General features: G+C 40.3%; 22 protein-coding genes, 1 pseudogene and 2 riboswitches. Of the genes and pseudogenes, 17 read left to right on the top strand and 6 right to left on the bottom strand.

Features of this window, described 5'->3' with window-relative positions; genetic code table 11:
- Positions 1–26 precede the first annotated feature (26 nt).
- Positions 27–1223, top strand: a complete 1197-nt coding sequence (locus Q1B03_RS01485) for an MFS transporter (RefSeq protein WP_299739560.1) — start codon at positions 27–29, stop codon at positions 1221–1223.
- Between the two features lie 55 nt (positions 1224–1278).
- Here Q1B03_RS01485 and Q1B03_RS01480 read toward each other — a convergent pair whose 3' ends face one another.
- Positions 1279–2571 carry an NCS2 family permease gene (locus tag Q1B03_RS01480; RefSeq protein WP_299737400.1) on the bottom strand — a complete coding sequence of 431 codons (1293 nt, stop codon included), beginning with the start codon at positions 2569–2571 and terminating at the stop codon, positions 1279–1281.
- A gap of 85 nt (positions 2572–2656) precedes the next feature.
- Positions 2657–2757: riboswitch (purine riboswitch) on the bottom strand.
- Between the two features lie 214 nt (positions 2758–2971).
- Here Q1B03_RS01480 and Q1B03_RS01475 point away from each other — a divergent pair.
- Positions 2972–3832 carry a S1 RNA-binding domain-containing protein gene (locus Q1B03_RS01475; RefSeq protein ID WP_299737398.1) on the top strand — a complete coding sequence of 287 codons (861 nt, stop codon included), beginning with the start codon at positions 2972–2974 and terminating at the stop codon, positions 3830–3832.
- A gap of 45 nt (positions 3833–3877) precedes the next feature.
- On the opposite strand, the gene Q1B03_RS01470 is transcribed toward Q1B03_RS01475, so the two are convergent.
- The 3 genes and pseudogenes from Q1B03_RS01470 to Q1B03_RS01460 all read right to left on the bottom strand — a co-directional run bounded on the left by Q1B03_RS01470 (position 3878) and on the right by Q1B03_RS01460 (position 7062).
- A complete protein-coding gene (locus Q1B03_RS01470) occupies positions 3878–5098 on the bottom strand; it encodes an MFS transporter (protein ID WP_299737396.1) in 1221 nt (406 codons plus the stop codon).
- A gap of 330 nt (positions 5099–5428) precedes the next feature.
- Positions 5429–5893: pseudogene (locus Q1B03_RS01465) on the bottom strand (hypothetical protein).
- 53 nt (positions 5894–5946) lie between these two features.
- Positions 5947–7062 carry a glycosyltransferase family 2 protein gene (locus Q1B03_RS01460; protein ID WP_299737394.1) on the bottom strand — a complete coding sequence of 372 codons (1116 nt, stop codon included), beginning with the start codon at positions 7060–7062 and terminating at the stop codon, positions 5947–5949.
- Between the two features lie 211 nt (positions 7063–7273).
- Between Q1B03_RS01460 and crtI the strand changes: the two genes are divergently transcribed.
- Positions 7274–8779: an NAD(P)/FAD-dependent oxidoreductase gene (gene crtI / locus Q1B03_RS01455; protein ID WP_299737391.1), complete on the top strand. Its 1506-nt coding sequence runs from the start codon at positions 7274–7276 to the stop codon at positions 8777–8779.
- Positions 8780–8835: 56 nt separating this feature from the next.
- Here crtI and Q1B03_RS01450 read toward each other — a convergent pair whose 3' ends face one another.
- Together Q1B03_RS01450 and msrA are read right to left on the bottom strand one after the other, a co-directional pair.
- A complete protein-coding gene (locus Q1B03_RS01450; RefSeq protein WP_299737389.1) occupies positions 8836–8988 on the bottom strand; it encodes a hypothetical protein in 153 nt (50 codons plus the stop codon).
- 80 nt (positions 8989–9068) lie between these two features.
- Entirely contained in the window at positions 9069–9608 is a 540-nt protein-coding gene (msrA, locus tag Q1B03_RS01445) for a peptide-methionine (S)-S-oxide reductase MsrA (RefSeq protein WP_299737387.1), read from the bottom strand.
- Positions 9609–9908: 300 nt separating this feature from the next.
- A riboswitch (cobalamin riboswitch) is annotated at positions 9909–10111 on the top strand.
- 135 nt (positions 10112–10246) lie between these two features.
- Between msrA and Q1B03_RS01440 the strand changes: the two genes are divergently transcribed.
- The 14 genes from Q1B03_RS01440 to Q1B03_RS01375 all read left to right on the top strand — a co-directional run bounded on the left by Q1B03_RS01440 (position 10247) and on the right by Q1B03_RS01375 (position 22838).
- Positions 10247–11209 (top strand): ABC transporter substrate-binding protein, encoded by a 963-nt coding sequence (locus tag Q1B03_RS01440; protein WP_299737385.1) that lies wholly within the window; start codon positions 10247–10249, stop codon positions 11207–11209.
- Positions 11172–12230, top strand: coding sequence for an iron ABC transporter permease (locus tag Q1B03_RS01435; protein ID WP_299737383.1), 1059 nt, complete (start codon positions 11172–11174; stop codon positions 12228–12230). The genes Q1B03_RS01440 and Q1B03_RS01435 overlap by 38 nt, the downstream gene beginning before the upstream one ends.
- A complete protein-coding gene (locus tag Q1B03_RS01430; protein WP_299737381.1) occupies positions 12227–13684 on the top strand; it encodes an adenosylcobinamide amidohydrolase in 1458 nt (485 codons plus the stop codon). Before Q1B03_RS01435 ends, Q1B03_RS01430 begins: the two co-directional genes overlap by 4 nt.
- Before the next feature lie 46 nt (positions 13685–13730).
- Positions 13731–14312 carry a bifunctional adenosylcobinamide kinase/adenosylcobinamide-phosphate guanylyltransferase gene (locus Q1B03_RS01425; protein WP_299737379.1) on the top strand — a complete coding sequence of 194 codons (582 nt, stop codon included), beginning with the start codon at positions 13731–13733 and terminating at the stop codon, positions 14310–14312.
- Positions 14299–15090, top strand: a complete 792-nt coding sequence (locus Q1B03_RS01420) for an adenosylcobinamide-GDP ribazoletransferase (RefSeq protein ID WP_299737377.1) — start codon at positions 14299–14301, stop codon at positions 15088–15090. The genes Q1B03_RS01425 and Q1B03_RS01420 overlap by 14 nt, the downstream gene beginning before the upstream one ends.
- Entirely contained in the window at positions 15048–15677 is a 630-nt protein-coding gene (locus tag Q1B03_RS01415; RefSeq protein ID WP_299737376.1) for a histidine phosphatase family protein, read from the top strand. The genes Q1B03_RS01420 and Q1B03_RS01415 overlap by 43 nt, the downstream gene beginning before the upstream one ends.
- A complete protein-coding gene (locus Q1B03_RS01410; protein WP_299737374.1) occupies positions 15629–16066 on the top strand; it encodes a bifunctional adenosylcobinamide kinase/adenosylcobinamide-phosphate guanylyltransferase in 438 nt (145 codons plus the stop codon). The genes Q1B03_RS01415 and Q1B03_RS01410 overlap by 49 nt, the downstream gene beginning before the upstream one ends.
- Before the next feature lie 14 nt (positions 16067–16080).
- Positions 16081–16668 (top strand): cob(I)yrinic acid a,c-diamide adenosyltransferase, encoded by a 588-nt coding sequence (locus tag Q1B03_RS01405; RefSeq protein ID WP_299737372.1) that lies wholly within the window; start codon positions 16081–16083, stop codon positions 16666–16668.
- Entirely contained in the window at positions 16661–17146 is a 486-nt protein-coding gene (locus Q1B03_RS01400) for an ECF transporter S component (protein ID WP_366141268.1), read from the top strand. The genes Q1B03_RS01405 and Q1B03_RS01400 overlap by 8 nt, the downstream gene beginning before the upstream one ends.
- A complete protein-coding gene (locus Q1B03_RS01395) occupies positions 17143–17862 on the top strand; it encodes an ATP-binding protein (RefSeq protein WP_299737368.1) in 720 nt (239 codons plus the stop codon). Before Q1B03_RS01400 ends, Q1B03_RS01395 begins: the two co-directional genes overlap by 4 nt.
- A 167-nt stretch (positions 17863–18029) precedes the next feature.
- Positions 18030–18983: an LCP family protein gene (locus Q1B03_RS01390; protein ID WP_299737366.1), complete on the top strand. Its 954-nt coding sequence runs from the start codon at positions 18030–18032 to the stop codon at positions 18981–18983.
- A 438-nt stretch (positions 18984–19421) separates the two neighbouring features.
- Positions 19422–20267, top strand: coding sequence for a pyrroline-5-carboxylate reductase (proC, locus tag Q1B03_RS01385; protein WP_299737363.1), 846 nt, complete (start codon positions 19422–19424; stop codon positions 20265–20267).
- A 119-nt stretch (positions 20268–20386) separates the two neighbouring features.
- Positions 20387–21502 carry a glutamate 5-kinase gene (gene proB / locus Q1B03_RS01380; protein WP_299737361.1) on the top strand — a complete coding sequence of 372 codons (1116 nt, stop codon included), beginning with the start codon at positions 20387–20389 and terminating at the stop codon, positions 21500–21502.
- A 73-nt stretch (positions 21503–21575) separates the two neighbouring features.
- Positions 21576–22838, top strand: a complete 1263-nt coding sequence (locus Q1B03_RS01375) for a glutamate-5-semialdehyde dehydrogenase (RefSeq protein ID WP_299737360.1) — start codon at positions 21576–21578, stop codon at positions 22836–22838.
- Positions 22839–22846 lie beyond the last annotated feature (8 nt).

The raw sequence follows: 22846 nt of genomic DNA, 5'->3' as shown, positions 1-22846 counted from the left end.
ATTTGACTCAACCTGCTGTAAAGCCCATGCAGAATCCTACCATTTACGGTATTCTATTAGCCATCAGTTCCGGTCATTTTATCAATGATACGTTACAGGCAGTTGTTCCAGCCATGTTTCCGATCATTGAGAAATCCTTACAGCTGAGTTATACCCAAATTGGCTGGATCGCATTTTCACTCAATATGACTTCTTCATTGTTGCAGCCGGTATTCGGTTATTATGCGGATATGCGTTCAAAACCTTATTTACTTCCATTAGGAATGCTGTCAAGCTTAATAGGTTTAGTGGGCTTTGCATTATCCGGTCATTTTATCTGGATTATTCTATCTGTGTTATTTATCGGGTTCGGCTCGGCCATCTTTCATCCTGAAGGTTCCAGGGTAGCGTATATGGCAGCCGGAAATCGCAGGGGCCTGGCTCAATCGATTTATCAAGTTGGTGGGAATACAGGGCAGTCACTTGCTCCATTGATTACGGCATTTATATTTGTTCCATTTGGCCAAAAAGGGGCCCTGTGGTTTTCCGTTGTAGCAATCTTAGGGGTCATCGTTTTATTTCATGTATCCAATTGGTACTCTGAACAATTACGTTCTAATGAAAAGATGAAACGTCATAACAAGAAAAGCGCGAAGAAGATCCCGATTCATCCTAGAATTAAATGGGCAATGGTATTAGTTGTGTTTTTAGTGTTTGCCCGTTCGTGGTATGGAGCTGGATTATCAAATTACTACCAGTTTTATTTAATTGAAGATTACGGTCTTTCAATTAAAGAAGCTCAAGCATACATTTTTGTATTTATGTTTGCTGGAGTACTGGGAACCTTTTTGGGAGGGCCGCTTGCAGACCGTTTTGGAAAAAGGAATATCATTTTCTTTTCAATGTTAGGTGCTGCGCCGTTAACCCTTGCATTACCTTACTTATCTTTAAGTATTGTCTATCCATTTATCTTTTGCATCGGATTTATCTTGTCTTCAAGCTTTAGTGTAATCGTTGTCTATGCACAAGAACTTTTGCCACAAAAGATTGGAATGGTGTCAGGACTAACCGTTGGACTTGCCTTTGGAATGGGAGCTGTAGGTGCAGTCATTTTCGGGGGATTGGCAGATCTATACACCATTCGTTTCGTCATGATACTTTGCAGCTTTCTCCCACTACTGGGGATGATGACGTTCCTGCTTCCTTCCGACGAAACGGTACGGAGTTTTCATAAATATCTATAGAAAGAAAATAGAGAGTGATTGCAAAGTTGATAGTCCAGCAATCACTCTCTTAATTTTAAGAAAAAGCAAAGTAAACAATGAATAATGCACAAAGTATGTACATGATCGGATGAACGTCTTTCCATTTTTTTAACGAGATCATCGCTAGTGGATAAAGGACAAATCCTAAGGCAATCCCGGTTGCAACACTGAAGGTTAAGGGCATCATAATGATTGTTACAAATGTAGGAATAACGATTTCCAATCGGCTCCAGTTAATATGCCTTACCTCGGTAGCCATTAAAGCACCGACAATAATCAATGCTGGAGCTGTCACCTCAGGAGTAATAACAGATAATATAGGAGAAAAGAAGAGAGCAATAGAGAAACAGAATGCAATCACTATAGAAGTGAATCCCGTTCTGCCTCCAACGGCTACTCCTGCAGAGGATTCTACAAAGGAGGCTGTCGTTGAAGTCCCAAAGATCGCTCCCGCCACTCCTGAAGTGGAATCAGCTAAAAGAGCTCTACCTGCATTCGGAATCTTATTATCTTTCATTATACCTGCTTGGCTGGCAACAGCAATCAATGCCCCTGCAGTGTCAAAAAATGCTACAAATAGGAATGTGAAGATCACCGCCATGATTTCAAGGGTGAAAATGTCACCTAAATGAGTAAAAACAACTCCAAATGTAGGCTCTAAGCTAGGAACCTTCCCAATAATGGAGTGAGGCACCTCAATCTTCCCAGTAATCATACCCAGGACGGTGGTTGCCACCATTCCGTAAAATATTCCTCCTCGAATGCCTCTGACTAACATCATCAATGTAATAACGAATCCAAAGACTGCAAGAAGTGTAGTAGGAGAAGAAAGGTTTCCGATAGAGACAAAGGTTTCTGGGTTGGCAACCACAAGTCCGGCATTTTTAAATCCTATAAACGCTACGAAGAAACCAATTCCACCTGCAATCGCATATTTTAAATCCTGTGGAATGACATTGATGATTTTCTCGCGTATTTTCATGACACTTAGGATCATAAATATGATGCCTGCAACAAATACTCCTGTCAGTGCAATTTCCCATGGAACACCCATTCCTATGCATACTGAAAAGGTGAAGAAAGAGTTAAGTCCCATGCTGGGGGCAATACCTATCGGGAAGTTTGCAAGTAATCCAATTAGAAGGGACCCTACAATCGCCGACAGGGCAGTAGCCGTAAATAAAGCGCCTTTATCCATTCCCGCCTGGCTAAGAATGATTGGATTGACGACAAGAATATAGGCCATTGAAAGGAAGGTCGTTACCCCTGCTAATGTTTCTTTTCTATAAGTTGTTTCTCTTTCAGCAAATTGAAAGAATGTTTTCATGTGTTATAACCCTCCAAGAAGATAAAATAAAAAAACTCTGGTTCAAAATCAACCAGAGTTATATCCACAGGATAAAATAATTGTTAAAGAATTACTTTATTCTTGTAGACAAGCCATTTAAGGTAGCTGGTAGAAACGTTCAAGCCGTATTCTTGAACTTATACAAGGTGTATGAGATTTTGTTATAATTGAATTAGAAGCATCATATCAAGTCACTTTCATCAGGTCAATGGAAGTAAAAAATGTTCGTGAATTCATTATTTTCTAAATTGATGGTTTATTATAAAGATCGCCGCATGTACTATACATAATCATCTAAAAAAGCTATATTTAGTGAATACAAACGTTGAATAGAGAGAACTTAAGTAAATACTTAATTGAAATAGGAGGAAATAGAATAATGTCTTCTTTAAAACCAGGTACGGTAGTGGATTTATTCGTTGATCATGAAGTACCGTATGGTTTCTTTCTAACGAATGAAATAGATCGTGTGTTACTGCACCATTCTGAAATTACAGAAGAAATTCAAGAAGGAGATACTGTGAAGGTATTTCTTTATCATGATAAGGATGTTCGTCTGACAGCGACAATGCGTATCCCTAAAGTACAAGTAGGTGCTTACGGATGGGCTGAGGTAGTGGATAAACGGGAGGATTTAGGCGTTTTCGTTAACATTGGCTTGCCTAAAGATATTTTAGTGTCAGCAGATGATCTTCCTAAATTCCTTGAACTTTGGCCAAACCCGGGCGATCAGTTGTTTTTAACATTGAATCGTGATAAGCAGGATCGTTTATACGGACGATTAGCCACTGAAAATATCATTGAACAGGTATCTAGAAGAGCATCTGCAGAAATGATGAACGCAAAAGTGCAAGGAAGAGTATATCGACTGCTGAGAGTCGGAACGTTCTTCTTATCCGAACAAGGATATCGATGCTTCGTTCACGAGAATGAACGCAAAGCGGAGCCAAGACTGGGAGAGCTGGTTGAAGGAAGAGTCATCGACGTTAAGGATGACGGGAACTTAAATGTATCGTTCTTACCGTTAAAGCAGGACAAGATGTTGGATGATGCAGAAGTCATTCTTGAGTATCTGGAAGAAAGAAATGGAGCCATTCCTTTTTGGGATAAGAGCCAGCCGGATGACATCAAAGACCGCTTTAATATGAGCAAAGCTTCTTTCAAACGAGCCCTTGGGAAACTCATGAAGGAAGGCCGGGTTTATCAAGAAGAAGGCTGGACGTACTTGAAAAAGCAATAAAAATAGCGAGGAGGCTCCGGCTGAGAGTGTGGCCCCTCTTTTGTATTATGATTCTATTTGATTCACATTTTGCTGGCCTTTCTGTACACTTACGGATTTAATAGGCAGGAGCGTACCGATTAATGCGATAAAGGCACATCCAATCAATACAGAGGAATATCCTGTCACTGCAATTGTGGATAACACTCCAAACACTGCAAGGTCCAAGCCGGAATCTACAATGGATAGCAATGAGATCGTTGTCGCCCTGATCCCGGATGGAATCAAATCATTGCTTAATTGAGAGTATATCGGATAACGGATGGCTCGAACGAGTCTTAATACGAAAAAAGATCCAAGAACAATCCATAAAGAAGAACCGAATATGGCGGATAATAGTAACCCAACTACCGCTAACAAACCAGATACACTCATAAGCTTCACCCTCGAAACTTTTGCAGTCATCCATCCAATGGAATTAGAAGCAAGAAAACCCATGACTGCCGAAATGGCATAAAAAACTCCAATTAGATAAACAGGCAACCCTGCCTCCTTCATCAAGGGCTGATCAAAGTATTGATATACAGCACCTGCAGGAATGAAGACCAATGTTACGTTTAGAAACATCAGCAAAAGCTCCGGTGCTTGACGAATCACGAGCAGACCGCTTTTAATTTGAGAAAAAGGATTCTCTTTTTTGAAGGAGTCCATAGTGGGCTGCTTAATTCTGAAGACGAAGAAAACCTCTATTAAATGGAACGCCAAGCCTAAGGTAATGAGTAGATTAAATTGGCTGTCAGCTAAATCTTTAGCTAAATAAGAGCCGAACATAACCGCAATCAACATACTGATAAATGTGGCAGATTGAATTTTGCCCATTGCATGATCCATGCGATTTTCTTCATTGGATTCTTTGAGTGAGTCATAGATAAGTGCCTCATCAGCCCCGGAAAAAAAGGTCACGCTAAACCCATTTATAAAGCTGTACAGGAAAAACACCCATGGCTCATAGGCGAATAAAAGCAGCGCAATACTAAGGATTTTAAGAATAGATCCAAATAAAAAGGAATACTTTGCCCCAAACCGATCAGCAAACATTCCAGTTGGCACTTCTCCAATTAATACAGCTCCACTCCAAAACATGAGTAAAATCAAAATTTGGGAAGAAGATAATCCTCTTTCAAAATAGAATAAAGTTAAGACTGGTTGAAGAAAACTGATCGTACCAAAAAAAGAAATCCAAAATAGCATCCGGATATTATGGGATGCAATCGTTTGTTTGTTCATTCATGTCTCCTACTTCCTTTTGTTGTACTATATGTCCCGGAAGAAGGAGCGTCGTTTCATGTATAAGGATCCTAAACGTTCACTCCTTCTTGAAATGAAAGTGTTTTGAACGTTTTTTGCATGTTATTTCCCCCTCGTCATTGATGCAATTAGTTTAGCATAATGATGAGAAAAAGAAGAGACTATTTGTTCGACAAATTTCTGCATAATGGTTTTATTGAAGAAGGAGGGAATTAGAGAAGGGAACCGAGCAAATCGGGCGATTTATGGCTTATTGTAGTGGAGGACTTCCTCGGTTCTTATTCTTAAAATGTACAAATTTTTATAAATTTATGCACTATTTGAAAAATGGTTAAAAGTCGGGGTATTAGTCTCCCCTGGTGGCCCCGATTCCTCAGGTGGAGCATATTGGACCATTATCTGGACAATTCTCATTCGATTGTAGCGCTGCACCAAGATAAGTGGGAGATTAAATAGAATTCCATATAAAAACATCACCCAGGACACAACGCCATTATTTAGAATATAAAAGAATGGTGCCGGTATCATTTGCAGCCAGTGAGATCATTCGGCACGTTTCAATTCGTTAAGGAAGGCCACTCTACCCTGATGAGAAGATAGCCCGATTTCATTCTTATTCACTCCTCCCCGAAACCATCCTCCTGCATCGGGTATATGCTTCTTCCATTTTTTGATCCTTATAAACCTATACATTCCGCCACCCGCTTCCATTTCCAATGGTTGGAAGAGGGTGGACAATTTCTGGAGTTGGTGTGGGGTCAATCTGGAAGCCATATAGGAAACAAAGAAATGAATACTTACCCATGCGACAACATTCAGAAGGATGATCATTTCATTTTTTCATCCTTCCCTTTTTCTATATAAACATATCGATCCTTCCACTTCGTGTTTTTCGTGAAAAATGTAGTCAAAACGGAGTGGGAAAAAGTCACAATAAAAAATAGAATATGGATTGGAAATAAGAGCGTATCAAAAACGGTGAAATTCCCTATCCTACTAATTATGAAATACAAGTAAACACTTAAAAAAATGTACTGAATCATATAAATATATGGGTTTGTCCATACCATTACCGGCGAATGAATGATTAAAGAAGTGAAAGCGGCAATCCACAAAGAAGAAAGTCCCAATAATATGATATTTGTCGATTTTGCCCCGGAAGCGAAACTCTTCGACCATCCTTGCATTAACTCACGTAAACCGTTCCCATACATTCTCATGGAAATCGCATTACTTCCGCTGACTGCTTCTACTGATTCTCCACATTTTTTAGCGTGTCGACTTAAGGCAAAATGCTCCACCATTTCTCCTTTGATTGCTTCGTGGCCACCGATTCGACGATATACATCTCTTGAACACAGGAAGCACTGACCAAAGCCACCGGAAGGGTTGAACAACCCGGAAAGGAGATGGGTGACACCGGTTGAGGCGAAAACCATTAAATGAAAAATCATGGATAATGCCTCATATCCACTATTCATCCGATGATAAGGGTGAATGCTCAGAACTCCCTGACATTGCTGTTGTTGATAAGTCTCGCATATTCTAAGCAGTCCTGCTTGCTCAAACCATGTGTCAGAATCAACAAACAATAAGAATTCACCCTTTGATGCTTTCATCCCATTCCAACAAGCCCAGGATTTCCCGTTCCATCCACTTGGCAGAGGGAGTGGATCGATGACTGTTGCTCCGTATCCTTCAGCTATTTCCTTCGTTCGATCCTTTGATCCATCATTCACAACGATCACTTCTACGGGCTGAATAAATTGCTTCTGAATACTGGATAATAGATTTCCAATCGTCTGCTCTTCATTTCTTGCAGGAATGATGATGGAGCATTTTTTCACGAGAAAACTATTCCTTACATGAATGGACTTTTTGACGGTAGGAATTCTAGTGAAAAGGAAAACGGTAAGAATAACAGTCCCTAACCAAATATACATTTTTTCACCCTCTAATCTATTGATTTGTATCGACATTTTAACCATTTTCGTTAAAGGTGATACGTTTATTCATCAGGATTGGATGTTTTGTGCTGAATTCTCTTGCATCAATTCATGTTAAATTTGGTTTGAAATCCTACAAAATGGGCACAATGGAAAGCTGAATAGACGATTCAGTCGAAAACGATCTTTCTCGTTAGGAGGAAATGAAATGAAGAAGAAAGTAATAGTAGTAGGAGGCGGCTTGGGAGGTATGTCAACAGCCATCCGTCTTGCCTCAGAAGGATATGACGTTACGATTGTTGAAAAAGGGGAAAGACTTGGCGGAAAATTAAATAAAAGAAAAGGAAAAGGCTTTTCTTTCGATACAGGACCTTCCATCCTTACGATGCCATGGGTACTGGAGAAAGTATTTGCTCATGCGGACCGTGATCTTAATGATTATGTAGATATCATCAGAGTGGATCCGGGCTGGAGGACATTTTTTGAAGATGGAAGGGTCCTTGATGTTTCTTCGGATCTCCCGACCATGTTAGAAGAAATGAAGAAGACATCCACAGAGGATGCGAATAACTTCTTTAACTATTTAAGCTACTGTGGAAAAATGTATGAACTTACAATGAAAAGTTTCTATAAAAAGAGCATCAATGGCTTGCAAGACTTGCGCACGATGCATCCGGTCAAAGAATTACTGCAAATGGATCCAATGAAATCCATGGATGCTGCAAATCGTAAATTCATTAAAGACAAGCATCTACAGCAGCTATTTAACTTCCTTATCATGTACGTAGGGTCTTCGCCTTACCATGCACCAGCCATCATGTCACAGCTTACCCATGTTCAGTTAGGTCTTGGAGTCCATTACGTAAAAGGCGGAATGTACAAAATTGCTGAGGCAATGGCCAAGGTGTTGGAGGAACTCAATGTAGAGGTCCGCTTAAATTGTGAAGTTGAAGATATACTTACATCAGGCAGCCGTGCTGAAGGAGTCCGAACAAAAATTGGAGAAGAGCTGATGGCGGACATCGTTGTATCCAACTTAGAGGCCATTCCTTGCTACAAATCCCTCTTAGCTGATTATCATGAATCTTCTAAGGAAGTCGATGAATTAAGCAAATTTGCTCCAACGGTTTCAGGACTGGTGCTGCTACTCGGGGTAGATCGTAAATATGATCACCTCGCTCACCATAATTTCTTTTTCAGTAAGGATCCAAAAAAAGAATTCAGACAGATCTTCGATGAGCAAAAGCTTTCTGACGATCCGACGATTTACATCGGCATCTCGTCGAAATCGGATTCCACACAGGCTCCTGAAGGGAAAGAAAACATGTTTGTGTTAACACATGTGCCTCCATTAAAAGAGGGGGAAGATTGGGCACAATACAAAGAATCTTATCGCCTCAAAGTCCTGGATAAGCTTGAGAAAATGGGCGTAACCAATTTAAGGGATCATATAGAATACGAATATACCTTCACTCCAAACGACATTCAAACCCTTTATGGGGCGAATGGTGGATCGATCTATGGTACTGTCACAGACCGGAAGCTTAACGGCGGTTTCAAGATTCCGAACAAGAGCAGAGTGCTCTCTAATATGTATTTTGTTGGAGGTTCAACCCATCCGGGTGGAGGTGTGCCAATGGTCACGCTTTCTGGACAACTTACGGCGGAATTGATCTTAGATGAACAAGTGAAGGTAAACCGTTTTATAGGATAAAAAAAATATAAGGTGATGGTTTGATGCATGATTACCATCACCTTATATTTTCATTTTCATTCAGAACTATGATTATCCACCGTATCAGAATTATTCACTTTCGCCTCGTCTTCAGCTGGATAGGGATCAAAGAAGTTCACCAGTTTCCCTGGCCCTTCATATCCAACGACTTGCTCTTTATCTTCTTTAACGTGATCATTTTTCTTCATATAAAAACTCCTTTCTGCCAATTAGTTTGGCGAAAGGAGTTTTTTTCATTCTCGGGGAATGATACATTTTTTTAAAGCCCTTAAGCTTTTGGGTTATCCCAATGACTCTCAATAAATTCGTCACGACCGGATTTCGCCCGGTCTTGTTTATATTCATCGGGATTCTTTTTGTAGAACTTTTGATGATATTCTTCTGCCTGGTAGAAGGTTGAGGCAGGTAGGATCTTTGTGACGATTGGATTTTTGAATCGTCCACTTTCTTCTATTTCTTTCTTCGAGTTTTCTGCTAATTGTTTTTGATGATCATTGTGATAGAAAATAGCTGTGCGATACTGGTCACCGCGATCATGGAATTGTCCTCCGTCATCAGTCGGATCAATTTGCGGCCAGTATAGTTCTAATAATCTTTCATAGGGAAAGAGAGCAGGGTCGAAGGTAATTTGAACAGCTTCATAATGTCCGCTGTTACCGGCTTTGATATCCTGATAGGTAGGGTTTTCAAGATGGCCCCCTGAATAACCTGATACGACGTCAATAATACCCGGTAGTTCATCAAATGGTTTTACCATACACCAAAAACAACCCCCGGCAAAAGTAGCGAACTCTTTCTTTTCATTCATTGCGAAAACCTCCTATACATATGCCACTCTAAAGTAGTAAAGCAATAGCTTGAAAAAGATTCTATCATGAAAGGGAGGAAGCGACAATCAATTAGCATCAAAGCTTCTTTGCCTATATGGTTTACTATAAGTGGGCAATTGATAAATCACATAAGCCAAAGCTCTTTTCCTATTCTATAGCCCAGGCATCAACATGCATTATAGAGGTAGATTCAATCATTCTGCAAATTTCCACAAATTCATAAAAATCAATTCACTAACGATGATAACTTGTGTATAATTCATGTGAACGGAACAATTACATATGATACGAGATTAGGTGAAGCCGAAGTTTCGGTAGCAAACTTTTAGCTTCATAATAGGGAAGTTGGTGTAATTCCAACGCGGTCCCGCCACTGTAAATGGAAGTGCGCTGTATGAATGCCACTGTACTAATAGGTATGGGAAGGTGCAGCAAACATTGACCATGAGCCAGGAGACCTGCCTAATGTCTTTCGCACCAAATCTACGCGGATAGAAAGGTGTAATGTGCATGTTTGACGGTATGGAAGCCATTTTTGCATCTTACACAACATCTCTAGTCCCACTAGAGGTGTTTTTTTGTCTGACAATAAGTTCAATTCACAGGGGGAAAAAACATGAAACACTTCAAAATCATTTTCGCACTATTATTATCTTTAGGGATCCTCTCAGCATGCGGTGCTGATGGTGAAAATGTAGAAAAGGGAAAAGGTAATGGAGAAGTCACTAAGGGACAATCTGATTTCCCTTTGTCGGTAAGCGACGCTCTTAGTAATAAAGTTACGCTGGAAGAGCAACCTAAGCATATTGTTTCATTGATTCCAAGCAACACAGAAATCTTATTCGAGTTAGGGTTGAATAAGGAAATTGTGGGGGTTTCAGATTTTGATAATTATCCAAAAGAAGCGGCGGAGAAAGAAAAAATAGGTGGAATGGAATTTAACGTTGAGAAGATTATCAGTCTGAATCCGGATTTGGTTCTCGCTCATGAGTCCACTGCTGTTTCGGCAGAAGAGGGGTTAGAACAGCTTCGAGGTGCAGGGGTAAAGGTATATATCGTACGTGATGCCAATAACTTTGAGGAAGTATACACCACGATGGAAAACATCGGCACATTGGTTGGCAAGAAAGATGAAGCTGAATCCATCATTTCGGAGATGAAAGCTGATCTAGAATCCATTAAGGAAAAAGTCAGTGGTGTCTCCGAAAAGAAAAAAGTGTATATAGAGGTGTCACCTTCGCCTGACATATATTCTACAGGTAAAAATACATTCATCGATCAAATGCTATCACTTGTAAATGCCGAAAATGTGATGAGTGATCAAGAGGGATGGATCCAAGTAAACCAGGAAGCAGTCATCGCATCAAATCCAGACATCATCATTACAACATATGGTTACTACAGCGAAAATCCTAAAGAACAAGTGATGGGCCGGGAAGGATGGAAAGACGTGAGTGCTGTGAAAAATGAGGAAGTTCATGACGTACATTCTGACCTGGTCACACGTACTGGCCCAAGACTGGTTGAAGGAGTAGAGGAAATTGCAAAGTCGATCTATCCGGAGTTATTTACAGAATAAAATATGGATAACATACGGATTGGCAGTATCGTTTTTACTATTCGCTCTTCTTGCCGGTATATCGATTGGAACCATTCCGGTGCCGCCGAAGGACATTTTGTACATCGTCGGAGCTAAATGGTTAGGATACCATTTACCAGAAGAGATTGATCCGATGTTTACAAACATTGTCTTTTCAATTAGATTACCCAGAGTATTATTGGCACTTTTGGTTGGAAGCTCCTTAGCAATCGCAGGAGCTTCTTTTCAAGGACTTTTGCGCAACCCGCTGGCGGATCCGTATACATTGGGTGTGTCTTCAGGAGCATCAGTCGGAGCTGTTATTACATTGTTTTTTAATTGGAGCATTCCGTTCATTGGTAAGTTTACGCTTCCTTTTCTCAGTATTCTTTGTTCGATTATTACCGTGTTCCTCGTATTATGGTTTGCGCAAAAAGTTGAAAGAACAATGAAGGTAGAAACAATCATATTAACAGGAATTATTTTCAGCTCTTTTTTAGGGTCCTTTATTTCCTTAATGATCGCCCTAACTGGAGAAGAATTAAGGCAAATCATTGGTTGGCTTCTTGGAAGTGTATCCATGAGAGGGTGGGATTACATTGCGATTATATTCCCGTTTTTCCTTGTTGGAGTGATTTTGTTGTTTTTTAATAGCAAGGAACTGAATGGCATGAGTTTTGGTGAAGAACAAGCCCATCATATCGGGATATCCGTACAAAAGAGAAAACTTCTCATCTTAATTGCAGGAAGTATCCTGACAGGAGCGGCTGTCGCCGTTTCAGGTACGATCGGATTTGTTGGTCTTGTGGTCCCTCATTTTCTACGGAGGATGGTAGGGCATGATCATAAGCATTTACTTCCTTTGTCTATCATAGTAGGCGGAGGCTTTCTCGTTCTGGCGGATCTTATCTCGAGAACCATCATTGCACCGACAGAACTTCCAATCGGAGTGATAACATCCCTAATCGGTGCCCCCATGTTTGCTTATATTCTCCTAAAGAAAAGAGGTCTTTCATCATGATTGATATAAACGGGGTGACTGTTGGATACAACGATAAAAAAATCGTGGAAGACATGAATTTTCATATAGATAAAGGAGAATTCTTTGGGATTCTTGGACCTAACGGCAGTGGAAAGACGACGCTGTTAAAAGCCATGACGGGTCTGCTTCCATTAATGGATGGAACCATCACGTTAAAAGGAAAAAAACTGCATCATTTTTCTTCAAGGGATTTAGCAACACAGTTAGCGGTACTTCCTCAGATATCGACAGAATCCTTCTCCTATGAAGTGAGGGAAACGGTTATGCTTGGGAGATATGCTCACCAGAAAGGTTTTTTTAAAGGAACGACTGAACGTGATGTTGAAATCGTAGAGAGGGTAATGAACCAAACGGGCATTACGTCCTTTCAGCACCGCTACCTTCATGAATTGTCAGGGGGAGAGCGGCAGCGGGTGTTCCTAGCACAGGCTCTGGCTCAGGAACCACAGGTCCTGTTGCTTGATGAACCTACTAATCATCTTGATCTATCGTATCAGAAATCACTATTGGATTTAATCAAGAATCAAACGGTACACGAAAAATTAACGGTAATCGCGATCTTTCATGATTTAAATTTAGCAAGTTTATACTGTGATCGCTTACTTCTCTTAGACAAAGGAAGAACCAAACTTCTCCACCACCCGGAAGAGGTTCTGAAAGAGAAACATATAGAAGAGGTGTATCATACAAAGGTTCAAAAACAGGCTCATCCTTTAGTGGCAAAACCTCAAATGGTAATCGTTCCTGAGGAGAGTGCGACAGAGAACTTTGTGTTAGATGAAAGTTACCTAAACGTGAAGGGAGAATACATACATTTCTCTGCCCCTTATCCATTAAAATGCATGTCCTCAGGGATTATTGGTGCAGGAATAGGCTGGTACAAGCACTTTATCAATCGTAAAGTCCCTGCAGATTATGACTGCCCGGATTATCAAGAGGATATGAAAGAATTTCTTGTTCAAAGGAACCTGGATCCCTCATTGTCTGTAGGCATGATGACGGCTCTTCCTTTAAATAATATGGTATGTGATCATTTCGAAGTTCAGGGGCATTCCATATTCGTTGTGGTGACAGCAGGTATCGGGAATGCGATTGATATCTCTACAAGTTATCAATTTGATATAGATACAAGGCCAGGCACGATTAATATGTGGGTGTTCCTAAATGGGAATCTATCAGATGAAGCATATATTGAAGCCCTTGTAACTTCAACAGAAGCGAAAGTGAGAGCCCTTCACGACATGAATGTGAGGGACAGACGAACAGGTCAGCTTGCAACCGGGACACCGACCGACAGTATTTTGATTGCCTCCAGTCAAAAAGGTGAGCTGGAACCCTTTGCCGGGCCGATTACGCCGATAGGGAAGTTGATTGGGCGCGGTGTGTATGAGGTAACGAAAAAAGCCATTCAACGCTATTTGGATCAAACATAGTAGAATTATTTCAACGACAGGGTGATTGTGGAGAGGGGGAGTCGACTTGGGAACCCTATATTTTATTACCGGAGGGGTTAGAAGTGGCAAAAGCTCTTTTGCTGAAAAATGGGCAATAGAGATGAAAAAGTCAAACGTTCCATTGGTCTATCTTGCTTGTGGTGTGAACACTGACAGGGAGATGGAGCAAAGAATCTTGAAACACCAGCAGGACCGGCAAGCGTCTGCTGGTGAATGGAGGACGATTGAATGTCCCGATTCGATTGAATGGATAGTCAACCACATACCTCAACACTCCGTTGTTCTGTTAGACTGCCTCACGACTCTTTTAACAAATGAGATGTATGGTAATGGAGATGGGAAAAGTCAGAATATAGAAGAGAAAATCTATCAGTCTATCATACAGTTACTAAATAGAGTAAATGTACTGATCCTGGTTAGTAATGAATTGGTTTCTGACCTTCCAATTGATTCAAACGATCTTCTTACTTTCCAGAAACGACTTGGTGCATTACATATAAGAATGGTGAAGAAAGCATGTGTGGCGATTGAAATGACGGCGGGAATCCCTATTGTGAAAAAGAGGGGTCACAATGAGGAAGGACGGTTGCCTCATGATCCTATTTAAAAGCTTTCTCCTGAACCTGCAGTTTTTTACAATTCTGCCGATTCGAAAAGAATTCTCAATAGGGAATAGGGAAATGAAATGGATGGTCCGTACATTTCCACTGCTGGGTTTATTTGTAGGTGCGATTCTTCTAGGAGGATATGTTTTTTTGAATGCTTTTACCCACATAAGCTCTTTAGGAATATCATTCTATATTTGGGTAATGCCAATCGTATTAACGGGTGGTATCCATTTAGATGGTTATATGGATGCAAGTGATGCCTTTTTTTCCTATAGAGATAGGGAGAAGCGATTAGACATCATGAAAGACCCGAGGGTAGGTGCCTTTGGCGTTTTGTCACTGGCGGTATTGCTTTCATCACGGTTTTTATTTATTTATGAAACCATCCTTCAAACCCATTCCACTATTTTGATTGGTATGGTCCTTGTGTCGATTCCCTTTTTAAGTCGAATGATGATGGGGGCGGGTCTAATTCTTATCCCTCCAGCCCAGGCGTCAGGAATGGGATACGGTTTCAGTAAGAATGTGACGGGTTATGATCTTATTTGGATTGTTTCTGGTTTATTACTGGGTGGAGTCGGCAGCTACTTTTTAAATTGCTTTTATTTTTATGCTTTATTTACCCTGGTGACGTTTGCTTTATTCTGCTTTGTTTATTCTAGATCCATCAAATGGTTTGGCGGTATGACCGGCGATACAATCGGGGGCAGTGTAGAGGGGGTGGAGTTGTTTTTATGGATGACTATATGGTTATTGCATGTATTCGCCATGGTTTAACAGAGGAAAATGAGAAAGGGAAATACCTCGGCTGGACCAATTCCAGTTTATCTCGAAAAGGAATCGAATTACTTAAAAGTCGAAATACTTTTTTTCAAGAGTATGAACGATGCTTTTCGAGTGATCTAAACCGCTGTTTAGAAACCGCTCATTTTCTGTTTCCTCATGCTCCATTGATCTCTTCATCCCTTTTAAGAGAGATACACTTTGGAGGCTGGGAAGGTTTAACCTATGAGAGCTTAAAGGATGACGATGTTTATCAAGAATGGTTAATGGACCCATCCATTTCTCCACCAAATGGAGAAGGGATAGAACAATTTGGAAAACGAGTCGATTTAGCCTGGGCACAGATCGTAGCTCAGATAGAAGAGCACAATGGAAAGAGGTACGCCGTTATTACTCATGGCGGAGTCATTCGACACCTATTAACTTCTTTATCTCCCAGACATGTTCACAGAACGTTTTGGGAGTGGAAGGTCAACCATGGAGAAGGGTATGAAATGGTATGGAAGACAGAAAGTGATTGGAGGAATCAAACATGTACTTCGTTACGGGAGGTTCCTTTAATGGGAAAAGCATATGGGTGAAAAACCATTTTAATCTTAAAGAAACTGATACAACCTGGATTCCATTATTTAGTGGAGAAAGGTTTCATTTGGATGATATCAACTTTTCAAACTCTGTCATCGTAATAGAGGGACTTGAGTATGGGATTCGATCAACTATTTTAAATAATGAGCCTGAAGTCAGAAAGTCTTATGCAATTCTGATGCAAACCTTACAACAGTGGGAAGAAGAAGACCCTGATCGCAGAGTGATCTGGATAGGTTCAGAGGTCGGGAAAGGAATTGTCCCGATGGAAAAGCTGTCCAGGGAATGGCGGGATATGACAGGATGGGTTTATCAAGATCTGGCGAAAATTTCTCGAGAAGTATGGCTGGTTTGGTACGGGCTTGCTACATCATTAAAAGGATAAAGGAGAGGGTAGGTATGCAGCTTTACACAAGAACTGGTGATAAAGGTCAGACGAGTTTAATCGGTGGAAGAGTAGATAAAGATGATATTCGTGTCGAAGCATATGGTACATTAGATGAAGTCAATTCATTCGTTGGACAAGCCATTTCTGAACTTCATGATGAGCGTTTTACAGATTTGTTAGAGGATCTTGAGACGATTCAGCATGAGCTCTTTGATTGCGGAGGTGATCTATCCAACGTTTCTAAAAATAAAACGATCAAGCTTCAGTCCCAATCCGTCCAGGCGTTGGAAGAGAAGATTGATCGCTTCACTAAGGAAGCGCCCCCTCTGGAAAAATTCATTTTACCAGGTGGTGTGAAAGCCTCTTCAAGTATTCATATTGCGAGAACGGTTACAAGAAGAGCAGAGAGAATCATGGTTTCGCTTTCAAAAACGGACGAGGACTTTCCCATTGTGACATTGCAGTATATCAATCGATTATCCGACTACTTTTTTGCCTTAGCACGTGTGATCAATTTTCGTTGTAATGTAAAAGATGTTGAATATATTCGCAGCGCAAACGTATTTTCAACAGGTAAAGTTCAGAAAAAAAATGAATAGTAATCTAAGGACTCTTTTAATACTTTCCTTGTTTATGGCTTTTTCTGCGATCGGTGGAATGGTAAAGATACCTGCTGTAATTGGGACCATTGCTTTAGATAGTATGCCTGCACTATTAATTGCATCCCTTTACAATCGGAGATGGGGTGCAATCGTTGCAGGGGGAGGACACTTGCTATCAAGCTTATACGTTGGATTCCCGCTGGGACCGCTTCATGTCCTCATTGCTATTGAAATGGCCTTCTTCGTATGGATATTTGGATATGTGTTTTTGAAGGGTAAACGTGTACTTGCAGCCATCCTGTTTCTTATAGGAAACGGGGTACTGGCAGGGATTCCATTTATATTTATCCTGAGTCCTTCTTTTTATTACACCATTGTTCCATCCTTATTATTGGCCAGTTTCATTAATTTGACGATTGCCCACTTCCTGTACCCTCCTCTTGTTTCAAGAATTAGAAGGGGAGAAATCGCATGATTCAACATCGGGATGTTATATCCATATCGATCTCAGATGAAGAAGAGCTGATCCTGGCATCAGATTGCAGCGGAGGGATTGGAAGCAAAAAAGGGGATGCGGTCATTGCTGAACCGGAGACTGTGGGGTATTACTGCTTTCGTGTAGCAGCGATGGAATGCTTATCCGTGGGAGCAACCCTAAAAGCTGTTCAAGTATTGAACTTTACGAGTAATTCTGCATGGGAGAGTTATTATAGTGGTGTCAAGAAAGGTTTGAGTGAATTAAACATAGAGGATATTCCCATAACGGGAAGCTCTGAATCGAATATCGTTCTACATCAATCTGCTCTTGGAGTTACTTGTATTGGGATGAGAAAAAAAGAGAGACCTTTTACCTCTTGTCATAACCTTGCTCATGCCCTTATCGGAACGCCATTAGTAGGAAATGAAGTAATCACAAATGTTGCGTCTGTTGCCCCTCTATCCCTGTTCATGGACTGTATACACCACCCTTCCATCATCGATATTCTGCCAGTGGGCTCCAAAGGCGTTTTTCATGAACTTTCTCTCTTATTGGGGAAGCCTTTAAAAAGAGAGGGTGTTACCTCTATTCAAGACTTGTATAAATCTAGCGGACCTTCTACTTCATTTATCATTTCTTACAAGAAAGAGGATGAACATGATGTACGAGAACTTACCGGGAGGCATTTTCATTCACTACATTTATCATGCTAGGAACAAATAAATACTTTTTAGGATATTTATGATAAAATATACTTTCAAATGGTATGGAGAAATATGTTAGTTTATCCAGCATTCTGCGATTGTCAATTGTATTTGGATAGAGTACTATTTCATACTATCATCAGTAATTCATGAATGTCATAAAAGTAGGTGAAGAAATGGATTCACGATTAGATCGCAAGAGTAGAAAGAAAAAACGAGGAAGAAAAGTGATATTGGTATTATTATTACTTATCTTTAGCGTGCTCGGTTATGCTGCTTATCAATTTTATAGTGGATATAAAATGGCTGGAAACGACCAGCTTCAAGGAGATTATAAATTTAACGGAGTCAAAGATGAAAACGGTAAGGTTAATGTTTTGTTATTAGGAGTCGATAGCAGGGGCGAGGAAAAATCAAGAACCGACACGATGATGCTCGCACAGATTGATCCAAAAACAAATGAAACCAAACTTGTTTCCTTTATGAGAGATATCTATGTTGAAATACCCGGATATAAAAACTACAAGCTGAATACAGCTTTTTATTTAGGTGGACCCGAATTACTCAGGAAAACCATCAAACACAATTTTGACATTGATATACAATATTTTATGGTGGTCGACTTTAAGGGGTTTGAACAATCCGTTGATATACTTGCTCCTGAAGGTATTGAAATGGATGTTGAAAAGGCGATGTCAGAAAACATCGGTGTTTCCCTCCAGCCGGGTGTCCAAAATTTAAATGGGAAAGAATTATTAGGATATGCCAGGTTCCGTGCTGATGCAGAGGGGGACTTTGGAAGGGTTGAAAGACAGCAAAAAGTCATTAACGCTCTTAAAGATGAGGTACTCTCAATAGGCGGCGTCACAAAACTTCCGAAAATGGCAGGATCCATTCAACCCTATATTAAGACGAATATGAGTAAGCTAGATCAGATTTCCATCGCAAAGGATATCTTGTTGAGTAACACGAGTGATATGGATAAGCTCACCATTCCAGTTGAAGGTAGTTATGGTTTTGGAAGCTATAGCGGTGTAGGATCAGTACTTGAAATCGATTTTGAAGAAAACACCAAAGCACTAAAAGACTTCCTAAATGGAAAAAGCTCGGATGAAGCTGCAACTGAATGAATTCGTAAAGCCCGTTAAGCTGGTAAATGGCTTAACGGGTTTTTTTGTACAAATGGAAGAAAGAATACGTTCCTAACAGTCTTCATCATAAAAAATATTGATGCCAATTCAAGTGGAGGCAGAATTTGAAATTCTGATTATACGCTCTCTGAGCCAATATATGGCCTTTAGAAGGAATCTGACTAACATAAATGGTGATGATAACGCTTCCACTAGCTATTTCGGCCAATTCCTTACTACTTCCTATATTGCCCTTGATATCATTTACCAGCATGTTACGATAATAAACGTTGTGAACAAAACACACGCCAACAAAGGTTTTTAGAGACATGAACCAGGAAATTTAACAACAAACAATCCTTTATATTAATACTAAATTTAAAAATGAATGCACGATTAAAAACCAAACAGAAAATATACGAACAGGAGTGGATATGATTGTTAAAACATAAAACGATTGCTTTTTTAGGTGCAGGAAATATGGCTGAAGCTATGATTTCAGGAACTGTACAAAGTGGAAAAATCCCATCCGGACAAATTATTGTTTCAAATCGAAGCAATCAAGGAAGACTTCAGGAAATGAAAGCCAAATACGATATAACAGCTTTAACAAAAGATGATCTACCCTTTAATGAAATAGATATTCTTATTCTGGCGATGAAACCGAAGGATATTGATAAAGCATTAGATTCCATTAATCACTTAGTAAGGAACGATACGGTGATTATGTCAGTGCTTGCAGGAATCACCACTTCTCATATGGAAGAGCAACTACCAGCAGGGCAGCCTGTTATCCGGGTCATGCCAAATACGTCAAGTATGTTGAAAGAATCTGCTACAGCCATAAGTGCAGGGCGTTTTACTTCTAGAGAAGACATGGAGAATGCAGAAGAATTATTATCAAGCATCGGAGAAGTTTTCGTTATCGAAGAAAGCCAAATGGACATTTTCACTGGAATTGCCGGTAGTGGTCCAGCATACTTCTATTATTTAATGGAACACATTGAAAAGACGGGTGCTGAAGCAGGATTAGACCCTAAATTAGCTCGTAAAATCGGAGCTCAAACCATTTTCGGCGCAGCTAAAATGATGCTTGAGCGAGAAGAATCACCAACTCAACTTAGAGAAAATGTAACATCCCCAAATGGTACTACAGCTGCAGGACTTGATGCATTAGCAGAGTTCGGCGGAGGTAAGGCTATCTCAGAAGCTGTCAAGGGAGCAGAAAAACGTTCGAAAGAAATCAGCTCATCCTTACAGTCCAAACAATTAGTAACTAGCTAAAACAAACATCGACTATTAAACACCCCATATAAACATTACCAACCAAACAAGAAATACAAGTCCGTCCCTACACACATAAAGAGGGGCGAGGGACGGACCTTTTTACTAGGAGTGATTGAATGTCCCAAAATAATCAGAAGAAACGTATCGTAATTAAGATTGGAAGTAGTTCATTAACAAGCTTGCATGGAGAAATGAGTCGCAGGAAGCTGGAGCGACTTGTTGATGAAGTTGTTCGATTAAAGGATGACGGTCATGAAGTATTGCTTGTTTCATCAGGAGCCGTCGCTGCGGGCTATCGTAAATTAGGATGCTTAACACGCCCAAGCTCTCTTCCCGAGAAGCAGGCAGCAGCAGCTATTGGCCAAGGACTATTGATTGAAGCGTATTCTGATCTGTTAATCTCCAACGGATACGTGGCTTCTCAAATTCTGATCACTCGTAGTGATTTTTCTGATGAAGACCGATACAACAATGCAAGAAACACAATCAATGTTCTTCTTGAACGAGGGATTATTCCGATTGTAAATGAAAATGATACCGTAACGATCGACCGATTGAAATTTGGAGATAATGATACACTATCTGCTAAAGTTGCGGCATTAGTGGATGCTGATCAACTCATCATTCTATCTGACATTGATGGATTATATGATTCTGATCCACGCAAAAATCCAGATGCTGAACTGTTAGAAAGCGTAACGGAAATTACTGAAGATATCGAAGACATGGCAGGAGAGCCTGGAAGTTCTGTAGGAACAGGTGGAATGAGATCCAAAATCGATGCATTTAAGATCACAATGGCTTCTGGAATTCCTGCGTTTCTAGGTAAATCAGGCAACTCAAATGTTATTTACGATGCTGTCCAACATACTGCTAAAGGAACGTACTTTGAATCTGCAGAAGATTCCGTAAACCTTGATTCCAAAAAGCAGTGGATTGCGTTCAACTCAGGTCCCGAAGGTGAAATCACCATCGACTCAGATGCGAAAGAACGTATTCTGGAACAAAAAGAAAGTTTAACAATTGATGATATTTATACTGTAAAAGGCCGATTTAATAAAGGTGCAGTCGTGCGAATCCTTGATAATCGAAATGAAGAAATTGGTTTGGGAATGGTAAATTTCCGTTCAGGACAACTGAAAAATCCTACAGACATCAAAGCGGATCAAATCGCAGTCGAAATTGACCAACTAGTATGTCATGTCGATTTACCCATTCCAGTAGGAGTATAAAAGAAGGAGTTTGTCTCCTTCTTCCCCTGCACAATCCGGTCGAATTCTTTTTCAAAAAAACAGGAGGTATTTGATGACTTTAACTATAGAAAAAACGGATGTAAAAAAACAAGCGATACTAGCAAAGAAAGCTTCTAAAACATTAAGTATGCTGACTACCGACCAAAAAAATAAAGCCCTTCATATCCTTGCCGATCATTTAGAGGAGAATTACGAATCTATACTAAAACAAAATGAAAAAGACCTTGAAAGAGGGAAAGAAAAGGGCTTCGAAGCTGCATTTATGGATCGTTTATCACTTTCTAAAGAACGTGTTGAAGATTTCGCAAGTGGTCTCCGTCAAGTAGCTGACTTGGAAGATCCCACTGGAAAAGTGGTATCCGATTGGACTCTTGAAAATCAACTGCAAGTTCAAAAAGTAACGGTTCCACTTGGTGTCATTGGAATGATTTATGAAGCACGTCCTAATGTAACGGTTGATGCAACCGGATTAGCACTAAAATCCGGCAATGCCATTGTCCTGAAAGGTGGGTCAAATGCCATTACCTCGAACAAAGCAATTGTGGACGTCATGCATGAAGCACTTGAGAAAACGGATATTCCTAAAGATGCAGTACAATTCATTAATACAACCGATCGAGATGCAACAAGTGAGTTATTCACGATGAAAGAGCATATTGATGTGCTGATTCCCCGCGGTGGAGGTGCATTAATCAATGCTGTCGTTAATAATGCAACTGTACCTGTCCTTGAGACTGGCGTAGGAAACTGTCATATCTATATTGACAAAGAAGCTCAAGTGGATAAAGCATTAAACATCATCATCAATGCAAAAACAGACCGTCCAGCGGTATGTAATGCAGCTGAAACCGTCATCCTGCATGAAGACTGGTTTAAAGAAAATAAGGGTGCATTTGTAGAAAAGCTTAAAGAACACAATGTATCTATTCACGGAGATGAAAAAGTAGTCGAAGCGATTGAAGATGCGAAGCTTGCTGGAGAAGAAGATTGGGCAAATGAATATCTAAGTCTGGATATTGCCGTGAAGATTGTACCTTCTTTGGATGAAGCAGTCGATCACATCGAACAATATGGTACAAAGCATTCAGAAGCCATTGTCACGGAAAACACAGAAACAGCGAAGAAATTCATGATGCTCGTGGATGCAGCCGCTCTCTATCATAATGCTTCCACTCGTTTCACTGATGGAGGAGCGTTAGGATTTGGTGCTGAAATTGGAATCTCTACACAGAAACTTCATGCTAGAGGACCAATGGGGCTACCAGCTTTAACAACCGTTAAGTATATGATGCATGGAACCGGACAAATTCGATAATAAACATG

Origin of the sequence: uncultured Rossellomorea sp., assembly GCF_947488365.1 — a bacterium.
Taxonomy (GTDB): Bacteria; Bacillota; Bacilli; order Bacillales; family Bacillaceae_B; genus Rossellomorea.
The sequence above is the reverse complement of the archived record's forward strand: the minus strand, read 5'-3'. Positions and strand labels throughout refer to the sequence as shown.

Bases quoted from the DNA above. Each gene is read 5' to 3' on its own strand.
- Q1B03_RS01485 (WP_299739560.1), top strand. From the start codon at position 27: ATGCAGAATCCTACCATTTACGGTATTCTATTAGCCATCAGTTCCGGT.
- Q1B03_RS01480 (WP_299737400.1), bottom strand. From the start codon at position 2,571: ATGAAAACATTCTTTCAATTTGCTGAAAGAGAAACAACTTATAGAAAA.
- Q1B03_RS01475 (WP_299737398.1), top strand. From the start codon at position 2,972: ATGTCTTCTTTAAAACCAGGTACGGTAGTGGATTTATTCGTTGATCAT.
- Q1B03_RS01470 (WP_299737396.1), bottom strand. From the start codon at position 5,098: ATGAACAAACAAACGATTGCATCCCATAATATCCGGATGCTATTTTGG.
- Q1B03_RS01460 (WP_299737394.1), bottom strand. From the start codon at position 7,062: ATGTATATTTGGTTAGGGACTGTTATTCTTACCGTTTTCCTTTTCACT.
- crtI (WP_299737391.1), top strand. From the start codon at position 7,274: ATGAAGAAGAAAGTAATAGTAGTAGGAGGCGGCTTGGGAGGTATGTCA.
- Q1B03_RS01450 (WP_299737389.1), bottom strand. From the start codon at position 8,988: ATGAAGAAAAATGATCACGTTAAAGAAGATAAAGAGCAAGTCGTTGGA.
- msrA (WP_299737387.1), bottom strand. From the start codon at position 9,608: ATGAATGAAAAGAAAGAGTTCGCTACTTTTGCCGGGGGTTGTTTTTGG.
- Q1B03_RS01440 (WP_299737385.1), top strand. From the start codon at position 10,247: ATGAAACACTTCAAAATCATTTTCGCACTATTATTATCTTTAGGGATC.
- Q1B03_RS01430 (WP_299737381.1), top strand. From the start codon at position 12,227: ATGATTGATATAAACGGGGTGACTGTTGGATACAACGATAAAAAAATC.
- Q1B03_RS01420 (WP_299737377.1), top strand. From the start codon at position 14,299: ATGATCCTATTTAAAAGCTTTCTCCTGAACCTGCAGTTTTTTACAATT.
- Q1B03_RS01415 (WP_299737376.1), top strand. From the start codon at position 15,048: ATGGATGACTATATGGTTATTGCATGTATTCGCCATGGTTTAACAGAG.
- Q1B03_RS01410 (WP_299737374.1), top strand. From the start codon at position 15,629: ATGTACTTCGTTACGGGAGGTTCCTTTAATGGGAAAAGCATATGGGTG.
- Q1B03_RS01405 (WP_299737372.1), top strand. From the start codon at position 16,081: ATGCAGCTTTACACAAGAACTGGTGATAAAGGTCAGACGAGTTTAATC.
- Q1B03_RS01400 (WP_366141268.1), top strand. From the start codon at position 16,661: ATGAATAGTAATCTAAGGACTCTTTTAATACTTTCCTTGTTTATGGCT.
- Q1B03_RS01395 (WP_299737368.1), top strand. From the start codon at position 17,143: ATGATTCAACATCGGGATGTTATATCCATATCGATCTCAGATGAAGAA.
- Q1B03_RS01390 (WP_299737366.1), top strand. From the start codon at position 18,030: ATGGATTCACGATTAGATCGCAAGAGTAGAAAGAAAAAACGAGGAAGA.
- proB (WP_299737361.1), top strand. From the start codon at position 20,387: ATGTCCCAAAATAATCAGAAGAAACGTATCGTAATTAAGATTGGAAGT.
- Q1B03_RS01375 (WP_299737360.1), top strand. From the start codon at position 21,576: ATGACTTTAACTATAGAAAAAACGGATGTAAAAAAACAAGCGATACTA.